At 74.1% G+C, this 15,383-nt stretch carries 12 protein-coding genes, 1 tRNA gene and 1 other RNA gene; 8 read left to right on the top strand and 6 right to left on the bottom strand.

Annotated elements, in window-relative coordinates; all coding sequences use genetic code 11:
• The first annotated feature begins 209 nt into the window (after window positions 1-209).
• A complete protein-coding gene (locus ACIQVD_RS16135; RefSeq protein ID WP_402289614.1) occupies window positions 210-1,502 on the top strand; it encodes a TerD family protein in 1,293 nt (430 codons plus the stop codon).
• Between the two features lie 338 nt (window positions 1,503-1,840).
• Here ACIQVD_RS16135 and ACIQVD_RS16130 read toward each other — a convergent pair whose 3' ends face one another.
• Entirely contained in the window at window positions 1,841-4,297 is a 2,457-nt protein-coding gene (locus ACIQVD_RS16130; protein WP_402289612.1) for an FtsX-like permease family protein, read from the bottom strand.
• On the bottom strand, window positions 4,297-5,031 hold the full coding sequence (locus tag ACIQVD_RS16125; RefSeq protein WP_402289609.1) for an ABC transporter ATP-binding protein: 735 nt from the start codon (window positions 5,029-5,031) through the stop codon (window positions 4,297-4,299). Before ACIQVD_RS16125 ends, ACIQVD_RS16130 begins: the two co-directional genes overlap by 1 nt.
• A gap of 85 nt (window positions 5,032-5,116) precedes the next feature.
• On the opposite strand from ACIQVD_RS16125, the gene ACIQVD_RS16120 reads away from it, so the two are divergent.
• Window positions 5,117-5,725: a DNA-binding response regulator gene (locus tag ACIQVD_RS16120; RefSeq protein WP_402289607.1), complete on the top strand. Its 609-nt coding sequence runs from the start codon at window positions 5,117-5,119 to the stop codon at window positions 5,723-5,725.
• A gap of 20 nt (window positions 5,726-5,745) precedes the next feature.
• On the opposite strand, the gene ACIQVD_RS16115 is transcribed toward ACIQVD_RS16120, so the two are convergent.
• The 4 genes from ACIQVD_RS16115 to ACIQVD_RS16100 all read right to left on the bottom strand — a co-directional run bounded on the left by ACIQVD_RS16115 (window position 5,746) and on the right by ACIQVD_RS16100 (window position 9,005).
• Window positions 5,746-7,833, bottom strand: coding sequence for a histidine kinase (locus tag ACIQVD_RS16115; RefSeq protein ID WP_402289604.1), 2,088 nt, complete (start codon window positions 7,831-7,833; stop codon window positions 5,746-5,748).
• A 298-nt stretch (window positions 7,834-8,131) separates the two neighbouring features.
• A complete protein-coding gene (locus tag ACIQVD_RS16110) occupies window positions 8,132-8,551 on the bottom strand; it encodes a hypothetical protein (protein WP_402289602.1) in 420 nt (139 codons plus the stop codon).
• Window positions 8,548-8,826, bottom strand: coding sequence for a CopG family transcriptional regulator (locus ACIQVD_RS16105; protein ID WP_402289600.1), 279 nt, complete (start codon window positions 8,824-8,826; stop codon window positions 8,548-8,550). The genes ACIQVD_RS16110 and ACIQVD_RS16105 overlap by 4 nt, the downstream gene beginning before the upstream one ends.
• A 94-nt stretch (window positions 8,827-8,920) precedes the next feature.
• Window positions 8,921-9,005 (bottom strand) — tRNA-Ser (locus tag ACIQVD_RS16100).
• A gap of 132 nt (window positions 9,006-9,137) precedes the next feature.
• Between ACIQVD_RS16100 and ffs the strand changes: the two genes are divergently transcribed.
• From ffs to ACIQVD_RS16070, 6 genes are all read left to right on the top strand, one after another.
• An RNA gene (gene ffs / locus ACIQVD_RS16095) (signal recognition particle sRNA small type) lies at window positions 9,138-9,228 on the top strand.
• A 66-nt stretch (window positions 9,229-9,294) separates the two neighbouring features.
• A complete protein-coding gene (locus ACIQVD_RS16090; protein ID WP_402289598.1) occupies window positions 9,295-11,481 on the top strand; it encodes a DNA polymerase III subunit gamma and tau in 2,187 nt (728 codons plus the stop codon).
• A 205-nt stretch (window positions 11,482-11,686) separates the two neighbouring features.
• Entirely contained in the window at window positions 11,687-12,001 is a 315-nt protein-coding gene (locus ACIQVD_RS16085) for a YbaB/EbfC family nucleoid-associated protein (protein ID WP_370447598.1), read from the top strand.
• 325 nt (window positions 12,002-12,326) lie between these two features.
• Window positions 12,327-12,926, top strand: coding sequence for a recombination mediator RecR (gene recR, locus ACIQVD_RS16080; protein ID WP_100838613.1), 600 nt, complete (start codon window positions 12,327-12,329; stop codon window positions 12,924-12,926).
• Complete coding sequence (locus ACIQVD_RS16075) at window positions 12,919-13,590, top strand: DUF5063 domain-containing protein (protein WP_111553729.1); 672 nt, start codon at window positions 12,919-12,921, stop codon at window positions 13,588-13,590. Before recR ends, ACIQVD_RS16075 begins: the two co-directional genes overlap by 8 nt.
• Before the next feature lie 251 nt (window positions 13,591-13,841).
• The gene (locus ACIQVD_RS16070) at window positions 13,842-15,125 is read left to right on the top strand and encodes an aspartate kinase (protein ID WP_400683592.1); all 1,284 of its coding nucleotides are present in this window, start codon (window positions 13,842-13,844) and stop codon (window positions 15,123-15,125) included.
• Window positions 15,126-15,383: the final 258 nt, after the last annotated feature.

Genomic DNA, 15,383 nt, shown 5'->3' with positions numbered 1-15,383 from the left:
AGCGGGGTGCGACGAAGCCCCGAAAACCACCACCGCGGCCCGGTCGCTTCCGCCCGGCCCGCAGCGCACCGACGCCCCGGCCCGTGTCGTGCCTCCGTCCCGGTCCCACTCGCTCCACGCCGCGCGCGCGTGCCACCGGAATCTCGCCATTTCTCCTGCGCGGCCGAGTCGTTGCCGCCACCATGGGCGGATCGCCACCGGAGGTTCACATGTCCATCACGCTCTCCAAGGGGGAGAACGCGCTTCTGGCCGACTCCCGCTGCCGGGTGACCGTCGTCGCTTCCGGCCTGCCCGTCGACGTCTCCGCGGTTCTCCTCGGCCCCGGTGGCAAGGTCCGTGGCGATCACGATCTGGTGTTCTACAACCACCCGTCCCAGGACGGCGTCACCGCGGCCGGCCCCACCGTCACGGCGGACCTCGGCCGCGTCCCGCCCTCGGTGGAGCGCATCGCCGTGGTGGTCAGCGTCGACATCGACCTCCCCCAGGGCCGCTTCGGCACGGAGAGCACACCCAGCGCCGGCATCGAGTGCGGTTCCTCGCGATTCGTCTTCGTTCCGCCGCCGATGGACGGCGGAGAGACCGTGACGGTTCTCGTCGAGCTCTACCGGCGCGGGGGCAAGTGGAAGGTGCGGGCTGTCGGACAGGGGTGGTCCAGCGGGTTGGCAGGTCTGGCGGCGGACTTCGGCATCGCCGTGGACGAGCCCGGGCCCGTGGCCGCCCCTTCGGCGGAGCCCGCGCCCCCGCCAGCGGCGACGGGCGGCGCGCCCCAACCGCGCATCCGTGCCGATCGGGCGGCCCCGGCCGACCCGCCGCAGCCGCCCGGACACGCTCTGCCCACCTCCGCGCCGGGTTCGCCCGCCCTTCTCCGGCCCGCCCGACCCCTCGGCAGAGTCGCCCTCGGCAAGGGCGGTCAGGCCACGATCGACATGCGCAAGGACGACCCCCACCTCGTCGTCACCGCCAGCCTGGAATGGGACGGTGGCAGTAGGGCACGGCGCCGAGCCGGCGCAGACCTGGATCTCTACGCCCTCCACGTACCCCGCAGCGCCGTCACCCCCAAAGGCCCCAGGCCGACCAAGTCCGAGCAGGTCATCTACTACCGGCACCTCGGATCTCCGGTCGAACCCCCGTACATCGCCCTCGACGGCGACGCCCGCAACCCCGGACGGGAGACCGTCACCATTCGTCGGCCGGACCTCCAGGGCTACGTCCTCATCTGCGCCTACAGCGCGGTCGAGAACGGCACCGGCTCCTTCAAGTCCTACGGCGCCCGAGCCGTCGTCACGGACGGCCGCGGCTCCACCGTCACCGCCCCGCTGTACAACAACCGCAACCTGTCCTACTGGGTCGCCATCGCCCTCATCGACTTCACCGTCCCCGGCGGTATCGAGATCCGCCACGTCGAGAAGTACAGCGGAAACCACCAGGAGGCCCGCCCCGTGCTGTACTCCAACGGCAACTTCCGGATGAGCACCGGGCCGGTCGAATTCAAGACCGAGTGAGTTGCGCGCGAGTCCCACCGCCCCCCACCCTCGGAACCCACCGAGCTCCACGGCGACGGATTCCGGAAGCCCCGAGCGCGTTGCCTGATCCCGGGCCGCAGGTGCGGTCCGGGCCTTCGATCAGGCGGAGGACGCGGGATTCGAACTCGTGAGGGGTCGTCCCCCACCGGCCCTCCACGTCTCCTCGGCTCCGTCCGCCGGGGTCCACCCCCGCCCTGACCGCTGCTGGAGACGTCCCCCCGCAGCGGCCGGACTCCGCCGGACCGCACCGAACGAGACCGGGGCCCGGGCCAGGGGCCAGCCCCGCGAACCGGCTCGTGCTGCCCGGTCGGGTCCCCTCAGGGCCGGCGGTGCGGTCGGCGCAGGGTGGTGCGGGCGGGGAGCCAGGTGCCGAGGGCGGCGAGGGAGGCCGCGCCGAGGAGGACCAGGGCGAGTTCGGGGACGGGGACGGCCGCCCCGGCGGTGCCGCGGGTGATGCCCTCGGCGTAGGTGCCGAGCACCGTGAGGGCGACGGCCAGGCCGAGGGCGGTGGCGAGGGTGACGGCGACCGTGGTCTCCCAGCCGAGCATCCGCCGGATCTGGCGCCGGGTGGCACCGGCCAGGGCCAGCGCGGTGAACTCGTGGCGGCGGTCGGCGATGCCCATGGCCAGGGTGTTGACGACGGCGATGGCCACGAAGGTGATGATCAGCCCGAGCGTGACGTAGCCGATCTGCGCGCCGGACCGGTCCGTCGCGGCGGCGGAGGCCCGGTCGAGCACCCCGAGCCCGGGGTCGCCGCGCAGGGCGGCGGTGAGCGACCGCCGGGTCAGGCCGTCGCCGCGGACCAGCAGTTCGTCGTCCAGCGGCACGTCGACGTGGGCGGCGACCAGGTGGTGCGCGAGGGTCAGGTCGCCGAAGCCGAGGCCGCGGCCGTAGAGCGCGACCACCGTCACCTCCGCCGGGGTGCCGTCGGCGAGGGTCAGCCGGATGCGCTGGCCGAGCCGGTAGCCCAGCCCGTCCGCGGCCGCCGCCGTGTCGTCCGCCAGCCGGTCGAGGTCACCGGCGGTGACGCCGAGGTCCAGCGTGTCGGCCAGCCGCTCGGGGGTGACGGCCTGCACGCCGCGCCTGGTGAGCCCGTCCCGGACCTGACTGTGCAGGACCCGGGTCACCGTCCGGACGCCCGGCACCGCGGCGAGCGCCTCGGCGGCGGAGGCCGGAGCGTGCGGGCCGACCACGAAGTCGGCGGTGCTGCCGTGCTCGCGCTGGGCGGCGGCCGCGTGCTCGGTGGTGGCCTGGGTGAACAGGATGGTGCAGGCCATCGCGATCAGCAGGGTCAGCGGCACGACCACCGACGCCAGCCGGTGCGCCCCGGCCCGCAGGTGCCGGACGGCGAGCCAGCCGCCGGTCCGGGACGCCCGCAGCGGCAGGGACAGCACGGCCGTCCCGGCTCCGGCCACCGGCGGGCCGAGCAGCGAGAGCGCCGTGCACCACAGCAGCACGGCGAGGAAGCAGACCGGCGTCGACGCCTGGTCGGAGTGCAGGACGGTCAGCAGGGCGGTCAGCACGGTCGCGCCGGCCGTGGCCAGCACCCCGAAGCCGATCCGGGCCGGAGCCAGGCGCGGCGGCTTCGACTCCGCCTCGCCGAGCGCCTCGACCGGCCTGATCGCGGTCGCCCGCCGCGCCGAGACCCGGGCCGCCACCCAGCCGGCCAGCAGCGTGACCGCCGCGGCGGCCAGCGCCGGGAAGGGCGAGAACACCACGGGCAGGTTGGCCGGGACGACGCCGAGGGCGACGAACCGGCCGTCCAGCCAACCGCCCAGCGGCAGACCGGCGGCGGCACCCGGAATCCCGGCGGACAGGCCGAGCACCAGCGCCTCGCCGCCGATCATCTTCCGGACCTGCCGCCCGGTCGCGGCCACCGCCCGCAACACCGCGATCTCCCGTTGCCGCTGCCGGATCGACAGGCCGAAGGTGCCGACCACGATCAGCAGGGCGACCAGCAGCGAGGTGCCGGCCAGCACGGCGCCCGTGCTGACCAGGCGCACCCCGGCCCCGGCGGCGTCCGGGAATTCCGCCCGCCCCCGGTCGTCGCCGGTGCGCACCAGCGCGCCCGGGGCGCCGGCCAGCAGCGCCCGGACGTCGGCGGCGGCCGACGGCGCGGACGGGAAGACGCCGATCGCGCTGACCAGCCCGTCGTGGCCGGCGAGCGTACGGGCCCGGCCGGTGCTGAAGAAGACCGCGGCCTGGCTGTCGAAGCCCCGCGCGGTGACCCCGACCACCCGCACGCCCAGCGTCCCCGAGGGAGCCCGGACGACCGTGGCGGAGCCGGGCGACAGGTGCGCCCGGGCCGCGGTGCCCGCGTCGACGACCACCTCGTCGTCGGCGGCGGGCGCGCGGCCGGCGGCCAGGGCGAGACCGGCCAACGGCGCGGACTCCCAGCCGTGGCCCCACGAACCGCGGTCCGGGCCGCCGGGCAGCAGCGCCGGGAAGGTCACCTCGGTGGCGACGGCCCGCACCGACGGCAGCGCCGCGACGCGCTCCGCGAGGGCGGCCGGCACCCAGGCGCGGTTCGCGATCGGCTTGGCCTTCTCCTTGACCTTCCCCTTCCCCTTGTCCACGACCGCGTGCACCTCCTGGTCGCCGGACACCACGATCGGCGCCGCCGCGTAGCGCTCCGGCCGGACGGCGCCGACCAGGCCGGTGACCAGCAGCGTCCCGCAGCCGCAGACCAGGGCCGCGGCGCAGAACAGGGCGACGAAGGCGCCGGCGAACCCGGCCCGGCGGTGCCGGAGGGTGGCGAGCGCGAGTCCCAGCATCACCGGTTCCACGCCCCCAGCCGGATCATCCGGTCGGCGACCTTGGCGGCGGTCGGTCCGGCCATGGTGTCGACGACCCGCCCGTCGGCCAGGAACAGCACCTCGTCGGCGTAGGACGCGGCGACCGGGTCGTGGGTGACCATGACGAGGGTCTGGCCGAACTCGTCGACGGTCTGCCGCAGCAGGACCAGCACCTCACGGGCCGTCATCGTGTCCAGCGCGCCGGTGGGTTCGTCGGCGAACACCACCTCGGGGTCCGAGACCAGCGCCCGGGCGATCGCCACCCGCTGCTGCTGGCCGCCGGACAGCTGGCCCGGCCGGTGGCCGGTGCGCTCCTGCAGGCCCACCCGGCGGACGAGTTCCGCCAGCCGCCCGGCGTCGGCCCGGCGCCCGGCCAGCCGCAGCGGCAGCGTGACGTTCTGCTCGACCGTCAGCGCGGAGACCAGGTTGAACGACTGGAACACGAACCCCGCGCGCTCGCGCCGCAGTTCGGTCAGCTCCTTCTCGCTCAGCCGGGACAGGTCGGTGCCGCCGAGCCGGACGGTCCCGGCGGTCGGGCGGTCCAGGCCCGCCGCGCAGTGCAGGAAGGTGCTCTTGCCCGAACCGGACGGCCCCATCACCGCGGTGAAACCGCCCTTCGGCAGCCGCACCGTCACCTCCCGCAGCGCGGCGACCGCGCCCCGCCCCTTGCCGTGGACCTTGCTCACGGCGTCCAACGTGATCGCTTCGCTCATGCCTCCAGCCTCCCGGCCCGCGAACTCCCTTCCCAGGGAAGGGATCACGCGGCACCCGTGACGTCGTCACGGGTAGGGTCGGGCCATGATCAGACTCCTGCTGGCCGAGGACCAGCACGTGGTGCGCGGGGCACTGGTGGCCCTCCTCGGGCTGGAACCCGACCTGGAGGTCGTCGCGGAGACGGACTCGGCGGACGACGTGCTGCCCCGGGCCCTGGTCTTCCACCCCGACGTGGCGGTCCTGGACATCGAGATGCCGGGCCGGACGGACGGCCTGCAGGCGGCCGCCGCGCTGAAGGAGAAGCTGCCGGCCTGCCGGACGTTGGTGCTGACCTCGCTGGGCCGCCCCGGGCTGCTCCGCCGGGCCCTGGACGCGAAGGTCGACGGCTTCCTGCTGAAGACCGCACCGCCCGCCGAACTGGTCGCGGCCATCCGCCGGGTGGCGGCCGGAGGAAGGGTGCTGGACCCGGCCCTGGCCGTCGCCGCCTGGGACCTGGCGGACAACCCGCTCACCCCCCGCGAGAACGACGTCCTGCGCGAACTGGCCGGCGGCGCCGAGCCGCCCGAGATCGCCGCCCGCCTGCACCTGTCCACCGGCACGGTGCGCAACGTCCTGACCGCGGTCGTCGGCAAGCTGAACGCCCGCAACCGCACGGACGCCGTCCGGATCGCCCGCGAGGCCGGCTGGCTCTGACCGCCGCCGGCCCCCGCGGCTCAACGCGGCGGCACCTCGGCCCGCAGCAGGTACCAGCCGTCCTCCGGCCCGGCGGCCAGGGTGCCGCCCGCCCCGGCCAGCCGGACCGTCAGCCCGCCGATCCCGGAGCCGGGCGCGGTGACGTCCGCCCCGACGCCGTCGTTCTCCACCTCCAGCCGCACCGCCTCCCCGGCCGCCGAGACGGCGATCCGCACGTACCGGGCCCGGCTGTGCCGCAGGACGTTGGTGACGGCCTCGCGCAGCACCACGGACAGCACGGCCCCCGCCGCGTCCGGTACCGGCCCCTCCTCCAGCTCCACGGTGATCCCGGCGGCCTCCAGCACCGCCGCCGCCGAAGCCAGTTCGGCGGCGAAGGACAGCCGGGGGCCGTCGGCGGCCACCGTCCCCAGCTCGGCCCGGCCGCGCTCGGCCAGCCGCACGATGTCCGCCAGCTCGGCCCGGCAGCGGACCGGATCGGTGCCCGCCAGCCGCCGGGCCAGCTCGGCCTTGAGCAGGATCGCGGTCAGACCGTGCCCGAGCAGGTCGTGCAGGTCCCGGGCGGCGCGCAGCCGTTCGGCGACGACGGCGGCCCGGGCCCGCCCGTCCGCCGTCCGCTCCAGCTCCCGCACCAGCCGGACCAGACGAAGCACCGCGTACACCACCACGCAGGTGATCAGCACGCTCACGGCGGTCAGCGGCACCGCGGCCGCGCCGCCGCCACCGATGACCCCGGCGGACACCGCCACCGCGGCGGCCAGCGCCGCGCCCGCGCGCAGCGGCAGGGCGATCAGCAGCGAACCGGCCAGGATGCCGGCCGCGCCGATCCAGTTCCGACCCAGCCAGGGGAGCGGCAGCAGCGCCAGCACCGCGGAGGCGAGCAGCGCGGCGCGGGCGTGCCGCGTCGCGTCCCGGATCGAGAAGCGGACCTGGAAGGCGCAGAAGACCGCCGCGCACCCCACCCCGAGGACCAGCCGGGGGCCGGGGACGAACATCAACGCCCTGGCGCAGAACACGGCGAGCACGAACCAGTACAGGCCGAGGGCGGTCCGCAGCTCCGGCGGGTCCACGGCGGGCGAGGCCGGCGTCACGGGCACCGACGCCTCCACCGCGAAGCGCCCGTCGGCCTCCAGCCCCGCCGCCAGCCGGCCGCCGACCGCGCGCACCCGCCCCGCCAGGTCGTCGAGCAGGTCCGCGCCGAGCGCCGCCGTCGGCACGCCGTCGCTGACCACCCGCAGCACTACCCGCCCGGCCCGTTCCTCGGTCGAGACCTCGCACCGCCGGGCGTCCCCGACCCGCACCACCGCGGTGACCGCCTCCCGCAGCACCGTCGCCAGCACCGTCCCGGCCGGGCCCAGCGGCTCGCGGTGCCCGATCCGCAGCTCGGCCGCGACGCCCGCCGAACCCAGCAGGGCGCGGGCGCTCGCCGCCTCCGGCGCCAGCGAGAGGCTGCGCAGCTCGGCGGCGGCGGCCCGGACCGCCGCCAGCGTCCGGCGGGCCACGCCGATCAACCCGTCCAGCTCCGCCGGATCCCGGCGCTCCGCCGCCTCCCGGATCGCGGCCATGCCCGGGTCCAACCCCTTCCCCATCGCGGACGCGATGCGCAGCCGCTCGCCGGTGACCGCGGAGGCCGCGAGTTCCAGCCGCGTGTCGTGGACCCGGCCCGCCAGCAGGGCCAGCGTGGTCACGGCGTAGAGCATGCTGCCGCCCAGGGCGACCGTCAGCAGCAGGTCGACGGCCTCCCGCACTCCCGGGGCCCGGACCGCCTCCACCAGCACGGCCCCCGCCGCCAACAGGACCAGCAGCACCCGACGCCGCTCCAACAGCGACGAAGCCACCGGCAGGCACAGCAGACCCACCGAGACCCCGAGCGGCCCCACCGCGAGGAACCCGGCCCCCACCTCCACGGCCGCCCACCCGGCCCACCCGGGAAGTTTCCGGGTGTGCCGCGACTGCAACCCCACCAGCACGAGGCAGACCCCCACCACCACCGCCCCCACCACCGGCTCCGCAGCGGCCCGCCCGACCCCCTTCAGCAGGTGGGCCAGCACCAGCGCCACGGCCACCGCCACCACCAACCGCCGCCCCACCAGCCCGCGTTCCCCCTCCACCCGGCGCATCGTACGCGGCCCGGAACGACGAAGGCCCGGACCGTCGAAACGGTCCGGGCCTTCTGCCGGCGGAGGATACGAGATGCGAACTCGTGAGGGGTTGCCCCCAACACGCTTTCCCATTCTCCGCGGCACTGTCCGCCGGGGTTCACGCCCGTCCTGACCTGCGGCGGAACGAACCGCTGGGCGGCGGCTGAACCCGGCCGGACGGGGGTGAATGAGACCAAAACTGCGACCAGGCTCCGCCTTTCGACGTTCATCCTGGCCAGTTCAGGTTCTTCCCGCTTGTGCGGACAGGTCAGACCTTCATCACCACGACGTGGTTCGGCAGCAGTCTCTCCAGGTCCTCCGGGTCGGAGGTGAAGACCGTCACCTGGCCCCGTTGCCGCAGCGCCACCACCGAGAGCACGGCGTCGATCGCGTACTTGTGCCCGTGCAGGCCGGCATCCGCCAGCAGCCGACGTGCCTGTCGGGCCTCGTCCTTGCCGAGTTCGGCGACGTTCACCCGTGACAGTACCCAGTCCCAGCGCTGCTCGGTGGTCCGTGCGTCGTGCGCCTCGACCAGGGTCATCGGCGAGGTGACGGCCTCCGCCTCGCCGCGGGCGGCGAGGTCGAGGCGGGCGATCATCATCCGGTCGCCGCGGACCGCGAGCGACAGCGCCTCGCTGTCCAGCACGAAGACGCGCAGCCGCCGGGCTTCCTCGGCGCGCTTCTTCACGCGGCCGCCCCGCTGCTCTTGCCGCGGGCCGCGCGGCGCCGGTCGTGCTCCGCGTCGAGGTCGTCCAGTTCTGCGTAGGCGGCAGCCCGTTCGTCACTGCCGACCGGCCCGTGCTCCTCCTCCAGCCACACGACCAACTCCTGCAGGCGGTCGCGGTCGCGCTTGGCCCGGAGGGCGTCGGCGACGTAGGCGGAGAGGCCGCGATCGGCGCTGTCCGCGCGGATCTCGTCCAGCAGTTCCTCGGGGAGGGTGACAGTGACCTTCTTGGATGCCATACACGTCACCATACTCGCCATACGACAGGCTGGCCCGACTTCCCGGGAAACGCCGAAGGCCCGGACCGCTGAGCGGTCCGGGCCTTCGATCAGGCGGAGGATACGAGATTCGAACTCGTGAGGGGTTGCCCCCAACACGCTTTCCAAGCGTGCGCCCTAGGCCTCTAGGCGAATCCTCCGTGGGAGAGCTTAGTACACGTGGAGGGGTGGTTGCGACCACGGTCTCGCAGGTGGGTGGTGGGGGTGGGCCTGGGGATCGGAGTTGGGGGTGGGTGGGGGGAGTGGGGGTCGGGATCCGCTACTCTTGGGGCAGCCCCTCGCGTGGCGCTATCTCTCTGAACTCCCCCAGGGCCGGAAGGCAGCAAGGGTAGGAGGGCTCTGGCGGGTGCGCGAGGGGTCCTTGCGTTTCGTGGGGTGTTGGCGGGTGGGCGGCGGCGTTTGTCGGTTGGTCCCGATATCTTCGGGGGTGTGTCCCTAGCCCTGTACCGCCGCTACCGCCCCGAGACCTTCGCGGAGGTCATCGGGCAGGAGCACGTGACCTCCCCCCTCCAGCAGGCCCTGCGCAACAACCGGGTCAACCACGCGTACCTGTTCAGCGGGCCGCGCGGGTGCGGGAAGACGACGAGCGCCCGCATCCTGGCCCGCTGTCTGAACTGCGAGCGGGGGCCGACCCCGGAGCCGTGCGGGGAGTGCCAGTCCTGCCAGGACCTGGCGACGGGCGGGCCGGGTTCGATCGACGTGATCGAGATCGACGCCGCCTCGCACGGTGGTGTGGACGACGCGCGCGAGCTGCGGGAGCGGGCGTTCTTCGCGCCGGTGCACAGCCGCTACAAGATCTTCATCCTGGACGAGGCGCACATGGTGACCTCGGCCGGCTTCAACGCGCTGCTGAAGGTGGTGGAGGAGCCGCCGGAGCACCTGAAGTTCATCTTCGCGACCACCGAGCCGGAGAAGGTGATCGGGACGATCCGGTCCCGCACCCACCACTACCCGTTCCGCCTGGTGCCGCCGGGCACGCTGCGCGACTACCTGGCGCAGGTGTGCGGGCGGGAGGCCATCGAGGTCGAGGACGCGGTGTTCCCGCTGGTGGTGCGGGCCGGCGCCGGGTCGGTGCGCGACTCGATGTCGGTGATGGACCAGCTGCTGGCGGGCGCCGGCGAGGCCGGTGTGACGTACCAGATGGCGACGTCGCTGCTGGGCTACACGGACGCGGCGCTGCTGGACGAGGTGGTGGACGCCTTCGCGGCGCAGGACGGCGCGACGGTGTTCCAGGTGGTCGACCGGGTGGTCGAGGGCGGGCACGACCCGCGGCGGTTCGTGACGGACCTGCTGGAGCGGCTGCGCGACCTGGTGATCCTGGCCACGGTGCCGGACGCGGGGGAGAAGAGCCTGATCGACGCCCCGGCCGACCGGATCGCGATCATGCAGGCGCAGGCCGACCGCTTCGGCCCGGCCGAGCTGAGCCGCGCCGCGGACCTGGTGAACACCGGTCTGACCGAGATGCGCGGGAACGCCGCGCCCAGGCTGCAGTTGGAGCTGATCTGCGCCCGGGTGATGCTGCCCGGCGCGTACGGGGACGAGCTCTCGGTGCAGGCCCGGCTGGACAAGCTGGAGCGCCGCGCCGCGACGGGCGGTTTCGCCGCCCCGGTGGCGTTCCAGCCGATGGCCGCCGCGCCGGAGCCCCAGCCGCAGCAACAGCCCCAGCAGCAGCCGCAGCAGCAGGCCCCGGCGCCCGCAGCCGTCCAGCCCGCGCCGGCTCCGCAGACCCCGCAGGCCCCCGCGCCGGCCGGTCCCGCTCCGGGCGCCTGGCCGATCCCGCGCAGCTTCTCGCCCGGTGAGCAACCGCAGCAGCAGGCGGCCGCCCCGGCCCCGACGGCCCAGGCCCCGGCTCCGGCGGCACCTGTACCCGCCCCCGCACCCGCCCCGGTTCCTGCCCCCGCGCCCGTCCAGCCGCCGATCGGCGTGCAGCCCTCGGTGGCGGCGCAGCAGGGCGCGGGCCAGATCCGGCAGATGTGGCCGCAGATCCTGGAGGCGGTGAAGAACCGCCGCCGGTTCACCTGGATCCTGCTGAGCCAGAACGGCCAGGTGGCCGGGTTCGACGGCAGCACCCTCCAGGTGTCGTTCGTGAACGCGGGCGCCCGGGACAGCTTCGTCGGCAGCCACAGCGACGAGGTGCTGCGGCAGGCGCTGACGGACGCGCTGGGCGTCGACTGGCGGGTGGAGTGCATCGTCGACCCGTCGGGCGCGACGAACCCGCCGGCCGGGCAGCCCGCGGCCCCGCCCGCCCCCGCAGCCGGCGGCTGGGGCGCCCCGGCCCCGCGCCCGGCCGCCCAGCCGCAGCCACCGCAGCCGCAGCAGCAGTGGTCGGCCCCCGCCCCGCAGGCCCCGGCTCCGGCCCCGGCCGCCCCGGTCCAGCAGGCGCCCGCCCCCGTGCCGGCCCCGCCCGCGCAGCCGCCGTCGCCGCAGCGGCAACAGCCGCAGCCGCAGCAGCAGCGGTCGCAGCCGGTGCAGGCCCCGCCCGCCGTGGCGCCGGAGGACGACGTCCCGGAGGAGGACGACCCGGACTTGAACGAGGACGTCTTCTCCGCCCAGGAGCTGATCGTCCGCGAGCTGGGCGCGACGGTGCTGGAGGAGATCCACCACCGCCCGAACTGACCACCGCCCGAACTGACCACTGCCCGAACTGACCGTCGCCCCGCGTCAGGCAAGACAGCGGGCAGGAACTGACGTGGGGCCGACGGACGGCCGCGTAGGCTCGGGGGCGAGGTGCCGGTGCGGGCGGTTTCGGCCGGGTGCGCGCCGGTGTGTGCAGTGTCGACGGATCGAGGAGAGTCCCGTGTTCCCTGGTGGGCAGCCGAACATGCAGCAGCTGTTGAAGCAGGCGCAGAAGATGCAGGAGGACCTCGCCCGGGCGCAGCAGGAGCTGGCCGAGGCGAGGGTGTCCGGTTCCGCGGGCGGCGGCCTGGTGGAGGCGACGGCGACCGGTGCGGGCGAGCTGGTCGCGCTGACCATCTCCCCGGCGGCGGTTGACCCGGAGGACACCGAGACCCTGGCCGACCTGGTGGTGGCCGCGGTGCGCGACGCCGCCGCGGCGGCGCAGAAGCTGCAGGCCGAGCGGATGGGCCCGCTGACCCAGGGCCTAGGCGGCGGCGGCATCCCCGGCCTGCCGTTCTGACACCGGGGGCATCTGCTCGTCCCCGGGCGGCATTCGGTCCGTCCCGGAGGGTATCCGTCTGCCGCCGACGGGGCACCCGCCCCGCAACCACCCCTCCCCGCGGACCCGCAGACCCGCAGACCTGCAACCCGTAGACCCGCAGACCCGCGGATCCACCGGGGCGTACACGCCGGGCGCACGACCGGGAACCCCCGGTAACGGGTTGTGTGATTTATGGGCCAGTAGGGCGTCGGGCGGTGTGTCCGGTGCCCGATTCGTTGGATGATGGCACCGGAGAAGGCACCGGAGTGCGAACCCCGGACCCCGGTCGAAGGAAGGCGTGACGGTGTACGAGGGCGTGGTGCAGGACCTGATCGACGAGCTGGGCAGACTGCCCGGAGTCGGTCCGAAGAGCGCCCAGCGGATCGCCTTCCACATCCTCCAGGCCGATCCGGTGGACGTGCGCCGGCTGGCGCACGCGCTGCAGCAGGTCAAGGAGAAGGTCCGGTTCTGCGCGGTCTGCGGCAACGTCGCGGAGTCCGAGCGGTGCCGGGTCTGCCTGGACCCGCGCCGCGACCTCGCGGTGATCTGCGTGGTGGAGGAGCCCAAGGACGTGGTGGCGATCGAGCGGACGCGCGAGTTCCGCGGTCGCTACCACGTGCTGGGCGGGGCGATCAGCCCGATCGAGGGGGTCGGTCCGGACGACCTGCGGATCCGCGAGCTGATGACCCGGCTCGCGGACGGCACGGTCACCGAGCTGATCCTGGCCACCGACCCCAACCTGGAGGGGGAGGCGACCGCGACCTACCTGGCCCGGCTGTGCAAGCCGATGGGCCTCAAGGTCACCCGGCTGGCGAGCGGACTGCCCGTCGGCGGGGACTTGGAGTACGCCGACGAGGTCACCCTCGGCCGGGCGTTCGAAGGGAGACGACTGCTCGATGTCTGACCGAACCGACACCTCTGAACTGTCCGGACTGCCGGGCCCGCTGGGCCGGACCGAGGCCCCGGACGACTTCGCGGTGCAGATCGCGGACTCGGTGGAGAGCTTCGTGCTGGCCGTCACCGAGGTCGCCAAGGGCGACGAGCCGGGCAGTGCGATCTCGCTGCTGCTGCTGGAGGTCTCCCAGCTGCTGCTGGCGGGCGGCCGGCTGGGCGCGATCGAGGACGTGCTGCCCGAGGACCGCTTCGAGCCGGACACCGGTCCGGAGCCGGACGGGGTGGAGCTGCGCGAGCGGCTCGCCGAGCTGCTGGCGCCGATCGACGTCTACCACGAGGTGTTCGACCCGTACGGTCCGCCGGAGAAGCCGAGCGCGTTCCGGATCTCGGACGACCTGGCGGGCGTGGTCAGCGAGCTGCGGCACGGGCTGACGCACTACCGCGAGGGCCGGGTCTCGGAGGCGCTGTGGTGGTGGCAGTTCTCCTACCTGTCCAACTGGGGCTCGACCTGCTCGGCGGTGCTGCGCGCGCTGCAGTCGCTGGTCGCGCACGTCCGGCTGGACTCGCCGCTGGGCGCGGTGCCGGACGGCGCGGACACCGACGACGACGGGCTGACGGACGAGCAGCTGGAGCAGCAGGCCGGCGACCTGATGGCGGCCGAACTCGGGCTGTAGGCCCACGCGGTCCGCAGGGGCCCGCCTCCGGGTGTGACGCATCTGTCATCGGCATCCCGGAGGCGAAGATTCCGGGTGGCGGGCGCTGCCCGGGCGGCGATTCTTCGGGACGGGCGGCCGGGGCCCGCAGACCTGCCGGTCGGCGGTGACCAGAGTTCGATATCCGCATCTCACGATGTGGAAAGCGTCGGCCGGAGAACCCCTGCTCGTTAGACTGACCGCGACCTACCACCCCAAGTCGAGGAGCCCCCGTGGGCCTTGTCGTGCAGAAGTACGGCGGCTCATCCGTCGCGGATGCCGAAGGCATCAAGCGCGTCGCCCGCCGCATCGTGGACACCAGGAAGGCCGGCCACGAGGTCGTCGTCGTGGTCTCCGCGATGGGTGACACCACGGACGAACTCATCGAGCTCGCGGAACAGGTGACCCCTATTCCGTCCGGCCGCGAGTTCGACATGCTGCTGACCGCCGGAGAGCGCATCTCGATGGCGCTGCTGGCCATGGCGATCCGGACGCTGGGCTTCGACGCCCAGTCGTTCACCGGCAGCCAGGCCGGCGTGATCACCGACTCGACCCACAACAAGGCGCGCATCATCGACGTGACGCCGGGCCGGATCCGGGCCGCCCTGGACGAGGGCAACATCGCGATCGTGGCGGGCTTCCAGGGCGTGTCGCAGGTCTCCAAGGACATCACCACGCTGGGCCGCGGCGGCTCGGACACCACCGCGGTGGCGCTGGCGGCCGCGCTGGGCGCCGAGGTCTGCGAGATCTACACCGACGTGGACGGCGTGTTCACCGCCGACCCGCGGGTGGTCAAGAAGGCCCGCAAGATCGACTGGATCGCCTTCGAGGACATGCTGGAGCTGGCCTCGTCCGGCTCGAAGGTGCTGCTCGACCGCTGCGTGGAGTACGCGCGGCGCTACAACATCCCGATTCACGTACGATCGTCGTTCTCCGGTCTCCCGGGGACGATCGTCAGCGGCACCAACCCGAACAAGAAGCCCGAAGGGGGCGAGATGGAGCAGGCCATCATCTCCGGAGTCGCCCACGACACGTCGGAGGCCAAGGTCACCGTCGTCGGCGTGCCCGACAAGCCGGGCGAGGCGGCCCGGATCTTCCGCGCGATCGCGGACGCCGAGGTCAACATCGACATGGTCGTGCAGAACGTGTCGGCCGCGGCCACCGGCCTGACCGACATCTCCTTCACGCTGCCCACCCACGAGGGGCAGAAGGCCATCGAGGCGCTGAACCGGGTCAAGGAGGGCATCGGCTACGAGTCGCTGCGCTTCGACGACGCGATCGGCAAGATCTCGCTGGTCGGCGCCGGCATGCGCTCCAACCCGGGCGTCACGGCGACGTTCTTCGAGGCGCTCTCCGAGGCGGGCGTGAACATCGAGCTGATCTCCACCTCGGAGATCCGGATCTCGGTGGTCACCCGCGCGGAGGACGTGCCGGAGGCGGTCCGCGCCGTGCACACCGCGTTCGGCCTGGACAGCGAGAGCGACGAGGCGGTCGTCTACGGCGGCACCGGCCGCTGAGACGGCGCGGCCCGTCCGGGTTCGCCGGATACCCACACCGCAACGGTTGTGTGCGGGACGGGTGAAGCGGACCCGGCCCGTCCGCCGGGTCTGCCAGAATCCCCCTTCGGAGCCAGTGCGCTCGGGAGGGGGATTCCTCTTCCCGCAAGAATGCCCCCGGGCCGGGGCAACCAGGACAGGGGATCGTGTGTCCAACCATCGTGATGAACGTGACCGGGGCGGCGGTGGCGGCCGCCCTGCCCGGGGCGGCCCGGCGGG

The sequence above is a fragment of the Kitasatospora sp. NPDC090308 genome (genome assembly GCF_044769485.1).
In the GTDB taxonomy this organism is placed as follows: domain Bacteria; phylum Actinomycetota; class Actinomycetes; order Streptomycetales; family Streptomycetaceae; genus Kitasatospora; species Kitasatospora fiedleri.
Note: the sequence above shows the minus strand (reverse complement) of the source record. Positions and strands in the feature narration are given on the sequence as shown.

Excerpts from the sequence above, each read along its gene's own strand:
- ACIQVD_RS16085 (WP_370447598.1), top strand. The coding sequence starts at position 11,687 with ATGCAGCAGCTGTTGAAGCAGGCGCAGAAGATGCAGGAGGACCTCGCC.
- ACIQVD_RS16125 (WP_402289609.1), bottom strand. The coding sequence starts at position 5,031 with ATGAGCGAAGCGATCACGTTGGACGCCGTGAGCAAGGTCCACGGCAAG.
- ACIQVD_RS16130 (WP_402289612.1), bottom strand. The coding sequence starts at position 4,297 with ATGCTGGGACTCGCGCTCGCCACCCTCCGGCACCGCCGGGCCGGGTTC.
- ACIQVD_RS16105 (WP_402289600.1), bottom strand. The coding sequence starts at position 8,826 with ATGGCATCCAAGAAGGTCACTGTCACCCTCCCCGAGGAACTGCTGGAC.
- ACIQVD_RS16075 (WP_111553729.1), top strand. The coding sequence starts at position 12,919 with ATGTCTGACCGAACCGACACCTCTGAACTGTCCGGACTGCCGGGCCCG.
- ACIQVD_RS16120 (WP_402289607.1), top strand. The coding sequence starts at position 5,117 with ATGATCAGACTCCTGCTGGCCGAGGACCAGCACGTGGTGCGCGGGGCA.
- ACIQVD_RS16135 (WP_402289614.1), top strand. The coding sequence starts at position 210 with ATGTCCATCACGCTCTCCAAGGGGGAGAACGCGCTTCTGGCCGACTCC.